This window comes from Dokdonella fugitiva (assembly GCF_014138265.1).
GTDB lineage: Bacteria > Pseudomonadota > Gammaproteobacteria > Xanthomonadales > Rhodanobacteraceae > Dokdonella_A > Dokdonella_A fugitiva_A.
The window spans coordinates 45,186-59,571 of sequence record NZ_JACGXL010000001.1 but is presented as its reverse complement, the minus strand read 5'-3'; the positions used below and the strand labels follow the sequence as shown (position 1 = coordinate 59,571).

Annotated in this window: 12 protein-coding genes; 7 read left to right on the top strand and 5 right to left on the bottom strand. The window is 71.3% G+C overall.

The features are described from left to right. The first annotated feature begins 145 nt into the window (after positions 1-145). On the top strand, positions 146-373 hold the full coding sequence (locus FHW12_RS00250) for a hypothetical protein (RefSeq protein ID WP_182528988.1): 228 nt from the start codon (positions 146-148) through the stop codon (positions 371-373). Between the two features lie 241 nt (positions 374-614). Then, positions 615-1,994 carry a sigma-54-dependent transcriptional regulator gene (locus FHW12_RS00245; RefSeq protein WP_182528987.1) on the top strand — a complete coding sequence of 460 codons (1,380 nt, stop codon included), beginning with the start codon at positions 615-617 and terminating at the stop codon, positions 1,992-1,994. Positions 1,995-1,998: 4 nt separating this feature from the next. On the opposite strand, the gene FHW12_RS00240 is transcribed toward FHW12_RS00245, so the two are convergent. The 3 genes from FHW12_RS00240 to FHW12_RS00230 all read right to left on the bottom strand — a co-directional run bounded on the left by FHW12_RS00240 (position 1,999) and on the right by FHW12_RS00230 (position 4,906). Continuing rightward, entirely contained in the window at positions 1,999-2,676 is a 678-nt protein-coding gene (locus FHW12_RS00240) for a HAMP domain-containing histidine kinase (protein WP_182528986.1), read from the bottom strand. Positions 2,677-2,773: 97 nt separating this feature from the next. Next, positions 2,774-3,883, bottom strand: a complete 1,110-nt coding sequence (locus FHW12_RS00235) for a DUF3182 family protein (protein ID WP_182528985.1) — start codon at positions 3,881-3,883, stop codon at positions 2,774-2,776. A gap of 102 nt (positions 3,884-3,985) precedes the next feature. Then, positions 3,986-4,906: a LysR substrate-binding domain-containing protein gene (locus tag FHW12_RS00230; RefSeq protein ID WP_220484269.1), complete on the bottom strand. Its 921-nt coding sequence runs from the start codon at positions 4,904-4,906 to the stop codon at positions 3,986-3,988. Positions 4,907-4,998: 92 nt separating this feature from the next. Between FHW12_RS00230 and FHW12_RS00225 the strand changes: the two genes are divergently transcribed. Together FHW12_RS00225 and FHW12_RS00220 are read left to right on the top strand one after the other, a co-directional pair. After that, positions 4,999-5,346: a cupin domain-containing protein gene (locus tag FHW12_RS00225; RefSeq protein ID WP_182528984.1), complete on the top strand. Its 348-nt coding sequence runs from the start codon at positions 4,999-5,001 to the stop codon at positions 5,344-5,346. Further along, on the top strand, positions 5,333-6,190 hold the full coding sequence (locus FHW12_RS00220) for an MBL fold metallo-hydrolase (protein WP_182528983.1): 858 nt from the start codon (positions 5,333-5,335) through the stop codon (positions 6,188-6,190). Before FHW12_RS00225 ends, FHW12_RS00220 begins: the two co-directional genes overlap by 14 nt. Before the next feature lie 42 nt (positions 6,191-6,232). On the opposite strand, the gene FHW12_RS00215 is transcribed toward FHW12_RS00220, so the two are convergent. Further along, positions 6,233-7,180, bottom strand: coding sequence for a sensor domain-containing diguanylate cyclase (locus FHW12_RS00215; protein ID WP_182528982.1), 948 nt, complete (start codon positions 7,178-7,180; stop codon positions 6,233-6,235). 248 nt (positions 7,181-7,428) lie between these two features. Between FHW12_RS00215 and FHW12_RS00210 the strand changes: the two genes are divergently transcribed. The 3 genes from FHW12_RS00210 to FHW12_RS00200 all read left to right on the top strand — a co-directional run bounded on the left by FHW12_RS00210 (position 7,429) and on the right by FHW12_RS00200 (position 13,793). After that, positions 7,429-7,650 (top strand): hypothetical protein, encoded by a 222-nt coding sequence (locus FHW12_RS00210; protein ID WP_182528981.1) that lies wholly within the window; start codon positions 7,429-7,431, stop codon positions 7,648-7,650. A gap of 261 nt (positions 7,651-7,911) precedes the next feature. Next, positions 7,912-12,366, top strand: coding sequence for a glutamate synthase large subunit (gene gltB, locus FHW12_RS00205; protein WP_182528980.1), 4,455 nt, complete (start codon positions 7,912-7,914; stop codon positions 12,364-12,366). Next, entirely contained in the window at positions 12,363-13,793 is a 1,431-nt protein-coding gene (locus tag FHW12_RS00200; protein ID WP_182528979.1) for a glutamate synthase subunit beta, read from the top strand. Before gltB ends, FHW12_RS00200 begins: the two co-directional genes overlap by 4 nt. Positions 13,794-13,806: 13 nt before the next feature. Here the strand turns inward: FHW12_RS00200 and FHW12_RS00195 are convergent, their stop codons facing one another. Beyond that, a complete protein-coding gene (locus tag FHW12_RS00195; protein WP_182528978.1) occupies positions 13,807-14,292 on the bottom strand; it encodes a DUF6496 domain-containing protein in 486 nt (161 codons plus the stop codon). Positions 14,293-14,386 lie beyond the last annotated feature (94 nt).

Below are 14,386 nucleotides of genomic sequence, written 5' to 3'. Positions count from 1 at the left end.
CGATCGTGCATGAACGCACCACCCCGCGTTCCGCGGAGGCGCGGCGCACGCGCAATTGATGCATCACGCGCTGCGTACGCGCGACTGGCACGGCGCGTGCTTCACCTCGCACGAGGGCGGCTTCATCCGTCCAACGGAGAGGGACATGGGGATCTGGACCACGACCGCGCAAGGCCTGCCGGGCGAGGATGAAGCCGTCCAGTTCACGATTCGCGAGCGTCGCGTGCCGCTGCGCGGCCAGTACCGGCACGGCGAGTTCGCGACGCGCTGGTGGCATTACCCCGCCTGCAACGTGAACCGCTGGAGCGCGCTCGAGCACGAACCCGACGTCGCGTCCGTCGACGCATTCGACGCGCACGCGGCCGCCGCCTGAACCATCCATCCACGCTTTTGGAGCACCCGAGGTTCCCCTCCCCCCTGATGCCTGGACCCGCCCTTCCCGCGCGCGCCCCGCATCCGAACCTCGGTCCTTTCGAGACTGCCTCCGGGCAGTCTTTTTTTTGCCAACGAAACATGAATCGCGCGGACACCCATGCGCGTCGCCGCGGCGGAATGCGGTATGTTCGACGGGGGGCGCGCCACGACGCGACGTATCGTCTCGCAGAGGATCACCGATGGATCAGCCGAACGCCGCGCGCGTCCTCGTCGTCGACGACAACGACGCCTTCCGCGGCATCGTCGCCGAGGTCTCGCAGCTCGAGGGCTGCACGCTGACGCAGGCGGCGACGCTCGCGGACGCGCGCCGCTGCGTCGACGAGCAGCGCTTCGACCTGCTGCTGGTCGACCTGTCGCTGCCCGACGGCAACGGCCTCGACCTCGTCGACGAGATCGACCTCGCTGAACAGGGCCGCATCGCGATCGCCACCGGCTTCCCGTCGATCGAGAGCGCGGTGCGCGCGGTGCGCAAGCCGGTCGTCGAATACCTCGTCAAGCCGGTGCCGATCGATGCGCTCTCGCGGCTCATGCGCGACGCGCGCGAGCGCGCCGCGACCCGCCTGCCGCGCGCGGCCACCCCGGTCGGTGGCATGGTCGGCCAGAGCGCGCCGATGCGCGCGCTGTTCGAACAGATCCGCCGCGTCGCGCCGCTCGACGTCGCCGTGTTCGTGCACGGCGAAAGCGGCACCGGCAAGGAACTCGTCGCGCAGGCCCTGCACGAGCTCGGCGGACGCGGCGGACGCTTCATCGCGGTCAACTGCGGCGCGATCGCGCCGGACCTGCTCAGCAGCCAGTTGTTCGGCCACGAGCGCGGCGCGTTCACCGGCGCGGCGCAGGCGCACAATGGATTCTTCGAACAGGCCCAGGGCGGCACGCTGTTCCTCGACGAAGTGACCGAGATGCCGCTCGTGCTGCAGGTGTACCTGCTGCGCGTGATCGAGACGCGCACGCTCACGCGCGTCGGCGGCGCGCGCGAGATCCCGGTCGACGTGCGCATCGTCGCAGCGTCGAACCGCGATCCGCAACTCGCGGTCGCGAACGGCCACCTGCGCCCCGACCTGTACTACCGGCTCGGCGAGTTCCCGCTGACGATCCCGCCGCTGCGCGCGCGGCGCGAGGACATCCCATTGCTCGCGCGGCATTTCCTCGATCGCCTCAACCGCCGCTACGGCACCGCGCGCGTGTTCGACGCGGACAGCCTGCGCCGGCTCGGCGACCGCAACTGGCCCGGCAACGTGCGCGAACTGCGCCACGCCGTGCAGCGTGCGTACATCCTCGCCGACCAGGACACGGTCGCGATCGCGGAAGACGCGACGCCGCGCGCGGTCGCGGAAAGCGACGGTTCGATCCGTTTCGCGGTCGGCATGAGCTTCGACGACGTCGAGCGCGAGATGCTGCTGAAGACGCTCGCCGCGAGCAGCAACAACAAGCGCCGCGCCGCGCGCGCGCTCGGCATCACGACCAAGACGATCTACAACCGCCTGCTGCGCTATCGCGAACAAGGCCTGATCGGCGACGACGTCGTCGGCAGCGGCCCCGAGGACGACAAGGCCGACTGACGGCTCAGGCGACCTGCGCGGACGCCGCGAGCGGCAGCACGAGGCGCAAGCCGGACACCTCGCCGGTGCGCGACTCGAAGTCGGCGCGGCCGCCGATGCGCCGCACGGTGTCGTGGACCTGCGCCAGACCGAGGCCGCCGACGGCGTCCGTGCCGCCGAATGGAGCAAACGCACGCTCTGCGCCACGCTCCGGCGGCGCGAGCGGCGTGACGACGAGCACCAGCGCGGTGGACCCGTCGAGCCGCGAGGCGGGACCGTTGCTCGTCTCGATCGTCAGCACGTCGTGTACTCCGCCTTGCGCGAGCACGTGCGAAAGTGCGTCGCAGAGGAACGCGCGGTCGCACAGCACGATCGCGTCGGCGGCGGCAGGCTTGAGGACGATGCGCGCAGGCAGGCGCAGGCGCGCGTCTTCGAGCAGCGCGTGCACGTCGCAGGCTTCCGGCCGCGCGCTCGCAGCCGACGCATTCGCCATCGCCTCGAGCAGGACACGCTGGCGTTCGATCGCCTCGACCGCGCGCACGAGCAGTTGCCGCACCTTGTCGCGGTCGTCGAGGCGGGACGCGAGTTCGACGCTCGCGAGCGCGATCGCGAGCTGGTTGTTGAGGTCATGGGCGAACTGGCCGACCAGCTGGCCCAGCGTTTCGACGCGTGGTGCGCCCGTCATCGACGCAGCGGATTCCATGGCGTGCCTCGCTGTGGGCTGATGGCGTCGCCGCCGTCGGGGACCATCCACCGCAGGGGCCTTCCCCACGACGGGCGCGTGCGGCGACGCCGCGGCTTCAGGACGCATGCATGTCGATTGTGCAGTAGCGCGTCACCACGCCGCCAGCGTCGTCACCGGCCCGATGATAGACCATCGCGTCGGCCGGGAGTTCGACGTCGCCGATCGCCTCGTAGGTCGATGCGCGCAGGCAGGCAAGCCCGGGCAGGTCGCGGAACGCGAGCATCGCGGCGATTTCGGCCGGGCTCTCGGCCGAGCAGCGCCAGAGCTGGCCACGCACGCCCATGCGCACTTCGTCGTGCGCGTTGCGCCCGCGCACGACGTCGTAGCTGCGCCGCGACGCGAACGACGGCCGGTAGGCGTGCGCGAGCGCCGCGTCGTAATGCGCGGCCTTCAGCACGGCGGCGCGCTCGTCGGCATCGAGGCCGACGCGATCGAGCGCGGTAAAGTCGCCCTGCACGACGACGAGGTCGCAGCCGGCGTGCACTGCATGGCCTTGCACGATGCGCGCGGCGCGACGCGTGCCGACGTAGCTGATCGATTGCGCGCCGATGCGTGCGCTGCCTACGACGTGCACGGTCTCCTCGGCGAGCGCGTGCTCGACGACCACGCCGCGCACGGCAAGGTCGACCACGGGGATCGCCTCGAGCGCCTCGATGCAGGCGTCGATGTCGTCCAGCACCTCGCTCGCCTCCGCCGGTTCGGCGTCGCCACGATGGATGCGCACCGGACCGCTGCGCAACAGGCGCTTGGCGGCGATGCAGGCGTCCATGAGCGAGAAGGCCGAGTAACCACGCAGCACGCTCGCCGCGAGCATGCGGGCGAGCGCGTAGGACCAGCTTTGCGGCACGATCGCGTCCGCCGAGATCGGCGCGTGCGTCGCCGCGCGCGTGCCGACGAACGCGTACGGCACGACACCGCCGTAGAGATCGAGTTCCGAGCGGATGCCCAGGTGCGCCGCCTCGCCGAGCGTGAGCGTGTGGTCGGGAACGAAGTAGATGCGCTGGCGCTCGTCGCGCGACGCGCTGCCGTACTCGTACTGGAGCAGCCGCGCGATGCGCTCGGCGGTATGGTTGAGGCACTCGCGCCCGGCACCGCTCGCCGGTTCGTCGCGCGTGACGGCTTCGACCCGACCCGCTCCGCGGAACTGCAACTCTTCGACGCTCATCGACGCGACCCTTCTGGAGTGGGAGCTGCGAGCACTGAAGCAGGTGCCGTGCCAAGCATGGCGAGCGCACGGCAGCGCCCTCGCGTACGGCGCACCGGGAAATTATTTCGCCGTGCGCGAAACCGTTGCCGCCGGCGCGTCCGCCCGCGCTTGCGCGAGCAGCGCATCGACGAGTGCGTGCACGTCGCGGCGCATCTCGCCACTGCGCGACACGATGTAGTGCGCCTTGGGTGCGTCGAACTCCGGCCCTTGCAGGCGCACGAGCCGCCCCGCTTCGAGCGCCGCCGCGGCGAGCGGCCAGCGCGCGATCGCGACTCCGAGGCCGCCCTCGGCTGCGGCGAGCAGGAGGTCGTAGTCGTCGAAGCGCCGCTCGCCACCGCGCGGCCGGTAACGCAGGCCGGCGCCGTCGCACCAGGCGCGCCACAGGCGCGTGTCGCTGTCGTGCAGCAGCAATTCGCCGAGTACAGCCTCCGGGCCGCGACCGCGCAGCGCGCGAGCCATCGCCGGCGCGGCGACCGCGAACGCGCGTTCGGCGAGCAGCAGGGTCGATTCGACACCGGCCCAGCGGCCGCGCCCGTAGCGGATCGCGAGGTCGGCCTCGCCGCCCTCGAGGCTCGCGACGCGATGCTCGACCAGCAGGCGGATCGCACAGCCGCGGCAGATCGCCTGCAACGCCCCGAGGCGCGGCATCAGCCACAGGCGCGCGAACGACGGCAGCACGCCGATGCGCAGCTTCGCCGCGCGCCGGTCCGAGCGGAGGTCGGCCGCCGCGTCGGCGATGCGCGTGAATGCCTGCTCGACTTCGCGCGCGAAGTGCTCGCCGGTCGCGCTCAGGCGCACGCCGCGGCCGTGCCGCTCGAACACGGCGACGCCGAGCCAGGACTCGACCGCCTGCACGCGCCGGCTCACCGCGCCGTGCGTGAGGCCGAGTTCTTCCGCGGCCGCGCTGAACGAGCCCGTCCGCGCGGCCGCGAGCATCGCAGCGAGCGCTTCGAACGGCGGCAGGTCGGACGAGCTGTGCATGGCACGCACATCTCCTCATCGATCGGCGCTCTATGTCAAGGCGCTGGCGCGCCCTAGAGTCGGATCGTCGAAACGCCATCGAGGAGCAACACATGCCGATCATCCATCCCGACGTCGCCGACGTCGACGTCGACGCGGTCGAGCCGGTCACGATCGGACCCGGCTGCACGCGACGCGACCTGCCCGCGCGCGAAGGCCTGCGCATCTGGGTCGTCGACATCGCTGCCGGTGCGCAATGGCCCTGGGTCGATTGCCACGACGCCGGCGGCGAGTTCGTCTACGTCGTGCGCGGCGAACTCGTCGACGGCGGGCGGCGTTACGGCCCCGGCCGCCACCTCGCGTATGCGCCGCACAGCCTGCATCAGCCGCGCTCGGACACCGGCGTGCGCCTGTACGGCATCAACCCCGTCGCGAAGGAGGTCGCCGATGTCCATGCCTGAGCATGGTCGACCGACGCGTCGCGCGTTCCTGCGCGGCGCGGTCGCCCTCGGTGCTGCCGCGTTGTTGCCGCCGCGCCATCGGCTCGCGGCGGCCGCCGACGCGCCGACGCTGCGAGTGCAGCGCCTCGCCTGGGCCGGCATTCGCCTGCAGCTCGACGATGCCTGCGTGTTCCTCGATCCGCTCGTCAGCGCGAACGTGTGGGAAGACGCGCTGAAGGACCCGCTCGTACCGGTCGGCGACGCGCGCGGTGAACGCTGGGTGCTGGTGAGCCATCGCCATCCGGACCACTGCGATCCGGCCGCGATCCGCCAGGCGCTCGGCGACGAAGGCACGCTGCTCTATCCGGCGCAAGGGGGCGCACCCGCCGTGAACGGCGTGAAGATGCGCGCTGCATCACTCTACGAGCCGCAGCTGCTCGGTAACTTCACCGCGACCGCAGTGCCCGCGGTGGACGGCTACGGCGATCCGCAGGTGTCGTGGATCGCCTCCGCCGGCGGGCGCCGCATCATCCATTGCGGCGACACGCTCTGGCACGGAGGCTGGTGGCGCATCGGCCGGCAGTTCGGCCCGTTCGATGCGGCCTTTTTGCCGATCAACGGCGCGCGCTTCAGCTGGCGCAAGCCGGTCAGCGACGTGCCTGCGGTGATGACCGCCGAGCAAGCGGTCGCCGCGGCGGTCGTGATCGGCGCGCGCAGGATCGTGCCGATCCACTACGGCGTGCGTGGAGCCGAAGGCTACGCCGAGGATCCGCACGCACAGCAGGAACTGCTCGAGCACGCCGCGCGCCGCGACGTCGCAGTGCGCATCCTCAGGCCAGGTGAATGGATCGACTGGAACGCGTGACTACCCGCGGCGTGCACCGCTCGATGCGGCGCGTCGCCACGGTCAGCCTTCGGCGACGATGCGGTCGCGCCCCTGCTGCTTCGCGAGGTACAGGCGCCGGTCGACCGCCTCGATGAACGGCATGAGCCCGTGCTCGTCGCGCGGCACGGCCGTGCCGACGCCGAGGCTGATCGTCAGGCAATCGCCGATCGCCGACGCCGCATGGGCGATGCGTGCGCGCGTGATCGCGTCCCGGCAGCGCGTGGCGATCTTGCGCGCGGCCTCGGCCTTCGTCTCCGGCAGTACCAGTGCGAACTCCTCGCCGCCGAAGCGCGCGAGGAAGTTGCGACCGCCTTGCGCCGCGCCGAACAGCAGGTCGGCGACCTGCTTGAGGCAGGCGTCGCCGCGCAGATGGCCGTAGTGGTCGTTGTATTGCTTGAAGTAGTCGATGTCGACCATCACCAGCGACAGCGATTGCACGTGGGCCTTCGCCTCGGCCCATTCGCGCTCGACGACCTGGTCGAAGCGGCGTCGGTTGGCGAGGCCGGTAAGCGCGTCCTTGAACGACAGGTCCTGCAATTCGGCCTGCAGGCCGAGCAGCTGCTCCTCGGTGCGCTTGCGCTCGGAGATGTCGAACATGAAGCCGACCAGCGCTTCCACGCTGCCCTGCCCGTCGCGCACCACGTGCACGACGTCGCGGATCCAGACGTAGTCGCCGCCCGGCGTCAACGCGCGGTAGTCCGCCTCGTGGTCGACGCCGGCCTGCGACTGCGCGACGCAGAACTGCACGACGCGCTCGCGATCCTCCGGGTGGATGCGCTCGGCCCAGTCCTGCACGGTGACCCAGCTGTCGGGGGTCCAGCCGAGCAGGCCTTCGATCTGCGGCCCGATGTAGGCGAACTTCATCGTGTTCCAGTCGATCTTCCACGGGATCGCGCGCGTCGATTCCAGCAGGGTCTTGTAGACCGCCGGATCGACGCCGATCGTGGAGGGACTGCGGTCTTCCGTCATCGTCGCTGCTCCTGCATCGCGGGTACTCCCGCCTTCTCCTGCGGCGATGCGCCGCCCCCGGCGCCGCCGAAAAACGTGACGGCAAGCCCGCCGGCGGCCGCCGTCCAGCGCCTGCCCGCTACCGTCCGCCCGCCTGAACGGCGCTGCGTGCCGGCCGTCACAGTCCGCGCCCCCGATGTCCGCCAGATTGGGCCCACGCCGACGAGGATCGCGGCGAAACACGGCAACTGCAAGTGAGGAAGGTTTCGATGACCGCCAAGTTCGATTCGCGCGACTGGAATGCGGCGCTGACCCAGCTCAAGGTGAACGGGCCGGCCACCGCGGCGGCGCCGAACGTGGTCGAACGCGACGAGTTCAAGGTCAAGGTCATCGAAGCGCGCGTCAAGCTCAAGCTCATGCGCGACCGCACCGACGCCCTCAAGGCCGCCCTCGAGCGCTTCCGTTCGCAGCGCGACGCGAAGAGCGCCTGATCCACGCCTGTGCCGGCGCGATCGCGCCGGCCACCCTGCTTCGAAATTCCCGTCCCGCGGCCCAGCGCCAACGCGTTGCGGGTCCGGCGATGACACGTTGCGGCGCTGCATCCGACGGGCGCCGAAGCGCCGACGCCCGCATCCAGCCGTCCATACGTCTTTGACGCGACGCAGCATCTTGTGTTGTAGTCGGGGCGTCCCATCGCTCGATGCTCCGGCATCCACCGGGGCACGGCGGTCGGCGCTTCCCGAGGAGGCCCGATGGCCCAGCCGCATGCCAAGACGCTCTACGACGTCGCGTACGAACACGACAGTTGTGGATTCGGCCTCATCGCGCAGATCGACGGCCGCGCGAGCGCTGCGCTGGTCGACGCGGCGTTCGCCGCACTCGCGAAGCTCTCCCATCGCGGCGGCGTCAACGCCGACGGCATCAGCGGCGACGGCTGCGGCGTACTGATCCGCCGCCCGCTCGACTGGCTGCGCGCGCTCGCTACCGAAGCACGCATCGAGGTCGCGCCGCGCTTCGCCGCAGGTCTCGTCTTCACCGATCCGAACGATGGCGCGCGCGCCGACCGCACCCTCGCCGCATACCTGCGCGAGAGCGGGCTGCGCGTGGCCGGCTGGCGCGAGGTGCCGGTCGATCCCACTGCCTGCGGCCCGCTCGCCGCGGCGGCCCGACCGCGCATCCGCCAGGTGTTCGTCGACGCCGCCGACGGCATGGACGACGCCGCATTCGAGCGCGCGCTGTTCCGCTCGCGCCGACGCGCCGAAACCGCGCTCGCCGACGATGCGTCGTTCTACGTCGTGAGCCTGTCGGCACAGGTGATCGGCTACAAGGCGATGGCCGCCCCGGGCCGGTTGCGCGACGTCTACGTGGACCTGCGCCACCCCGCGCTCGCGAGCGACGCGGTCGTGTTCCACCAACGCTTCTCGACCAACACGCAGCCCCAATGGCGGCTCGCGCAACCGTTCCGCCTGCTCGCGCACAACGGCGAGGTCAACACGATCCGCGCGAATCGCCGCTGGATCCGCGCGCGCGAGGCGCTGTGGCGCTCGCCGCTGGTCGACCTCGCCGGCATCGGGCCGTTCGTGCGCGACGACGGCTCCGATTCGGAAAGCCTCGACAATGCGCTCGAGGTACTGCTCGCGGGCGGATTCGACCTGCTCGCCGCGATGCGCGTGCTCGTGCCGCCCGCGTACGCGATGCGCGAGGACATCGACGAGGACCTCGCCGCGTTCTACGAGTACTACGCGCTGCACACCGAGCCGTGGGATGGGCCGGCCGGCCTCGTCATGTGCGACGGCCGGCACGCCGCGTGCGCACTCGACCGCAATGGCTTGCGCCCGGCGCGCTGGGCGCTGTCCGACGACGGCCGGCTCATCGTCGCGTCCGAAGCCGGCCTGTGGGACGTACCCGCATCGCGCATCGTCGCCAAGGGTCGGCTCGGTCCCGGCGAGATGATCGCGATCGACTTCGCCGGCAAGCGCCTGCTGCGCAACGCCGACATCGACGCGATCAACCGCGCGCGCGCACCGTTCCGCGACTGGCTGCGCATGGGTGTCACCTATCTCGAATCCGACCTGATCGATCCGAGCCTCGCCGCCGAACCGCTGCCCGAACCGGAGCTGCATCGCTGCCAGAAGCTGTACGGGCTCACGCGCGAGGAGCGCGAGTCGGTGCTCAAGGTGCTCGCCGAAACCGAGGGCGAAGCGACCGGGTCGATGGGCGACGACACGCCGATCGCGCCGATGTCACGCCAGCAGCGCGCGCTGTTCGACGGCTTCCGCCAGGGCTTCGCGCAGGTCACCAACCCGCCGATCGATCCGCTGCGCGAGCGGCGCGTGATGTCGCTGGTCACGCAGATCGGCTGCGAAGGCAACGTGTTCGAACTCGACGCGCAGAACGCGCGGCAGATCCTGCTCAATTCACCCGTGCTGTCGCAGCGCAAGCTGCGCCAGATCCTCGCACAGCCCGCCTGCGCGGATGCGACCGTGCGCATCGACTTGTGCCACGCGCGCGACGAAGGCCTCGAGGCGGCACTGCATCGCTTCTGCCGCGAAGCCGCCGACGGCGTGCGCGGCGGCGCGCGCATCGTCTTCCTCACCGACCGCTATCCGCGCCGCGACACGCTCTCGGCGCACGCGCTGCTCGCGCTCGGCGCGATCCACGCGCACCTCGTCGATGCCGGCCTGCGTTGCCAGTGCAACCTCATCGTCGAGACCGCGACTGCGCGCGATCCGCACCACTTCGCCTGCCTGCTCGGTTTCGGCGCCACCGCGATCTATCCGTGGCTCGCCTACCAGAGCCTGTTCGCACTCGGCCGCGACGGCCACCTCAAGCGCGGCGAAGGCGTGCCCGCGGAAATCGGCCGCAGTTACCGGCGCGGCATCCGCACCGGGCTGCTGAAGATCCTCTCCAAGAGCGGCATCTCGACCGTCGCCGGCTATCGCGGAGCGCAACTGTTCGAGATCGTCGGGCTCGCGCCCGAGGTCGTCGCGTTGTGCTTCCCGGGCACGCCGTCGCGCATCGGCGGCGCCGGCTTCACCGAACTCGAAGGCGACGCGCGCCTGCACGCGGCCGAAGCCTGGGACGAGGCGCAGCCGTTGCGCGCGGGCGGCCTCTACAAGGTCGTGCACGGCGGCGAGTACCACATGTACAACCCCGACGTGATCGCGAGCCTTCAGCGCGCGGTGCGCAGCGGCGATACGGCCGACTACCGTCGCTACGCGCAGCACGTCGACGCGCGACCGCCGTCGGCGCTGCGCGACCTGCTCGACGTGCAGCCGCTCGGTCCGCCGCTGCCGCTCGACGAGGTCGAACCGGTCGAAGCGATCGTGCGTCGCTTCGACTCCGCCGGCATGTCGCTCGGCGCGCTCTCGCCCGAGGCGCACGAAGCGCTCGCGATCGCGATGAACCGGCTCGGCGCGCGCAGCAATTCCGGCGAGGGCGGCGAGGATCCGGCGCGATACGGCACCGAGCGGATGTCGAAGATCAAGCAGGTCGCCTCGGGCCGCTTCGGCGTGACGCCGTCCTACCTCGTCAACGCGGAAGTGCTGCAGATCAAGATCGCGCAGGGGGCCAAGCCCGGCGAAGGCGGCCAGCTGCCCGGGCACAAGGTCGACGCGACGATCGCGCGCCTGCGCTACGCGAAGAAGGGCATCGGGCTCATCTCGCCGCCGCCGCACCACGACATCTATTCGATCGAGGATCTGGCGCAGCTCATCCACGACCTGCGCGAGATCAACCCGTCGGCCCTCGTTTCGGTCAAGCTCGTGAGCCATGCAGGCGTCGGCACGGTCGCCGCCGGCGTGGTCAAGGCGGGCGCGGATCTCGTCACCGTATCCGGCCACGACGGCGGCACCGGCGCGAGCCCGCTCAGTTCGATCAAGTACGCGGGTACTCCGTGGGAACTCGGCCTCGCGGAGACGCAGCAAACGCTGCGGCGCAACGGCCTGCGCGGCCGCGTGCGCCTGCAGGCCGACGGCGGCCTCAAGACCGGGCTCGACGTGGTCAAGGCGGCGCTGCTCGGAGCCGAGAGCTTCGGCTTCGGCACCGCGCCGATGGTCGCGCTCGGCTGCAAGTACCTGCGTATCTGCCATCTCAACAACTGCGCGACCGGCGTGGCGACGCAACACGAGACGCTGCGCCGGCAACACTTCACCGGCCTGCCCGAGATGGTGGTGAACTACTTCCGCTTCGTCGCGGCCGACGTGCGCGAACACCTCGCGCGCCTCGGCGCGCGGTCGCTCGGCGAGCTCGTCGGGCGCAGCACGCTGTTGCGGCAGGACGCGGGCGGCACGCCCGTGCAGCGCCGCCTCGATCTTTCACGTCTCGTCGCCGACGACGGCCTCGGCCGCGACGTCGACGCCGCCTGTACCGCCGCGCGCAATCCGCAGCGCGAGGACTCCGCGCTCGCGCGGCGCATCTCGGCCGATGCCGCGCGCGCGATCGCCGACGGCAGCGGCGCGCGGCTCGCCTACGCCATCGCCAATACCGATCGCGCGATCGGCGCGCGTCTTTCCGGCGACGTCGCGCGTCGCTGGGGCGATGCGGGCATGGTCGCACCCGTCGTGCTCGCGCTGAACGGCAGCGCGGGCCAGAGCCTCGGCGCGTGGAACGCGGGCGGCGTGCAGATCGACCTCGTCGGCGAAGCGAACGACGGCGTCGGCAAGGGCATGGCCGGCGGGCGCATCGTCGTGCGCCCGCCCGCGGATGCGCGCTACGAAAGCCAGGACGCGGTCATCGTCGGCAACACCTGCCTGTACGGCGCGACCGGCGGCGAACTGTTCGCCGCGGGCCGCGCGGGCGAACGCTTCGCGGTGCGCAATTCGGGCGCGCTCGCGGTGATCGAAGGCGCCGGTGACCACTGCTGCGAGTACATGACCGGCGGCATCGTCGCCGTGCTCGGCGGATGCGGGCTCAACTTCGGCGCGGGCATGACCGGCGGCTTCGCCTACGTGCTCGACCTCGAGCGCGATTTCGTCGATCGTTACAACCACGAACTCGTCGACATCGTTCGCATCACGCCGGAAGGCATGGAGCATCACATGCAGCACCTGCGCGGCCTGATCGCACGCCACGCCGATCTCACCGGCAGCGCCTGGGCACAGCGGCTGCGCGGCGATTTCCGCGGCCTGCTGCAACGCTTCTGGCTGGTCAAGCCGAAAGCCGCGACGCTCGACGCGCTCGCCGACGAACTGCGGAGGGCCGCATGAGCGGCAAGGACTTCCGCTTCCTCGACCATCCGCGCCAGCTGCCGCGCGTGCTGCCCGTCGCCGTGCGCGTGCTCGACCATCGCGAGATCGGCGGCGAGTTCGCGCGCGACGAAGCCGCGACGCAGGCGGGTCGCTGCATCGACTGCGGCAATCCCTACTGTGCGTGGCAGTGCCCCGTGCACAACCACATCCCGAACTGGCTCAGGCTCGTGCAGGAGGACCGCCTGCTCGAAGCCGCCGACCTCATGCACGAAACCAATCCGCTGCCCGAGATCTGCGGACGCGTCTGCCCGCAGGACCGCCTCTGCGAAGGCGCCTGCACGCTCGAGCAAGGTGGCTTCGGCGCCGTCACGATCGGTGGCGTCGAGCGCTGGGTCGTCGACGAGGCGATCCGCCGCGGCTGGCGTCCGGACCTTTCCGGCGTGCGCGAGAACGGCCGGCGCGTCGCGGTCGTCGGCGCCGGCCCCGCCGGACTCGCCTGCGCCGATCGCCTGCGTCGCGCCGGCATCGCGGTCGACGTGTACGACCGCCAGCGCGAGATCGGCGGCCTGCTCACGTTCGGCATTCCCGCGTTCAAGCTCGACAAGGCGGTGGTGCAGGCACGGCGCCGGCTGCTCGAAGGCATGGGCGTGCGCTTCCGCCTCGGCATCGAGATCGGCCGCGACCTCGCGTTCGACGAACTGCTCGCGCGCTACGACGCCGTGTTCCTAGGCATCGGCGCGTATCGCAATGTCGACGGCGCGCTGCCCGGCCGCGAGCTCGACGGCGTGCACGACGCGTTGCCGTTCCTCGTCGCGAACATCGATCGCCTGCTCGACGACCGGCCGCTGTCGCCGCCGCTCGACCTGCGCGGCAAACACGTCGTCGTGCTCGGCGGCGGCGACACCGGCATGGACTGCAACCGCACCGCGATCCGCCTCGGCGCCGCGTCGGTCACCTGCGCCTACCGGCGCGACGAAGCGGACATGCCCGGCTCCGCGCGCGAGGTCGCGTATGCGCGCGAGGAAGGCGTGCGCTTCCTGTTCCGGCGCCAGCCCGTCGCGCTGCTCGGCCTCGAGGGGCGCGTTCGCGCGGTGCGCGTCGCACGCACCGAGGCGACGGACGACCGCGCCGCGTCACCACGTTTCATTCCTGGCGGCGAGGAGGACATCATCGCCGACGTCGTGATCCAGGCGTTCGGCTTCCGACCGAGTCCGCCCGACTGGTGCGCGACGCACGCGATCGCACGCGATGCGGATGGTCGAATCCTCGTCGGCGGCGACCATCGGCTGCCGCAGCAGACGACGAATGCGCGCGTGTTCGCCGGCGGCGACGGCGTGCGCAGCGCCGACCTCGTCGTGCGCGCGGTGCACGACGGTCGCGAGGCAGGCGTCGCGATCGCGCGCCTGCTCGCGAGCGTCGAGAGCGAGGCTGTCGTCGCCGCGTGACGCGACGAGCACGTCAGCGCCGCGCGCGCGTACGCGCCGCCTTCTTCGCGGCACGGCGGCGAACGACGCTGCCTTTGGTGCGCGCACCCTTCTTCGCCGCCGCCGAGCGGCTCGCCGCACTGCGCTTCGAAGCCGCGCTGCGCGCCTGGCGCGCGAGCGACGAACGGCTCGCCGCCGAGCGGCCCTCGCGCTTGAGCGCGGTAGTCGTCGCGCGCGAACGGCGCCGCGACGGCGTCGCGTGGGAGGCCGCCTTGCGCGTGTCCTGCTTCGCCTTGCGCTTCGTCGCCGCCGGAGCGGTCTTCGACGCGGGAAGCTTCACGCCCGCGCGACGCGCCTTCGACAACCCGATCGCGATCGCCTGGCGCGTCGAGCGCGCGCCGTGCTTGCCCTTGCGGATGTGCTCCATTTCCTCGCGCACGAACTCGCCCGCCTGCCTGCTGGCGGACTTGCCCTGGCGCCGGTCGCGGCGCGCGCGCTCGATCGTCTTCTTCTCGGGCATGGTCCTTACTCCGTCGTCGTGCCGGAACGACACGCTCGTCGGTCTAGCGTCGCGCGCTTGAAGCCCGAATGAATGTGCATGTCCGCATTCAGGC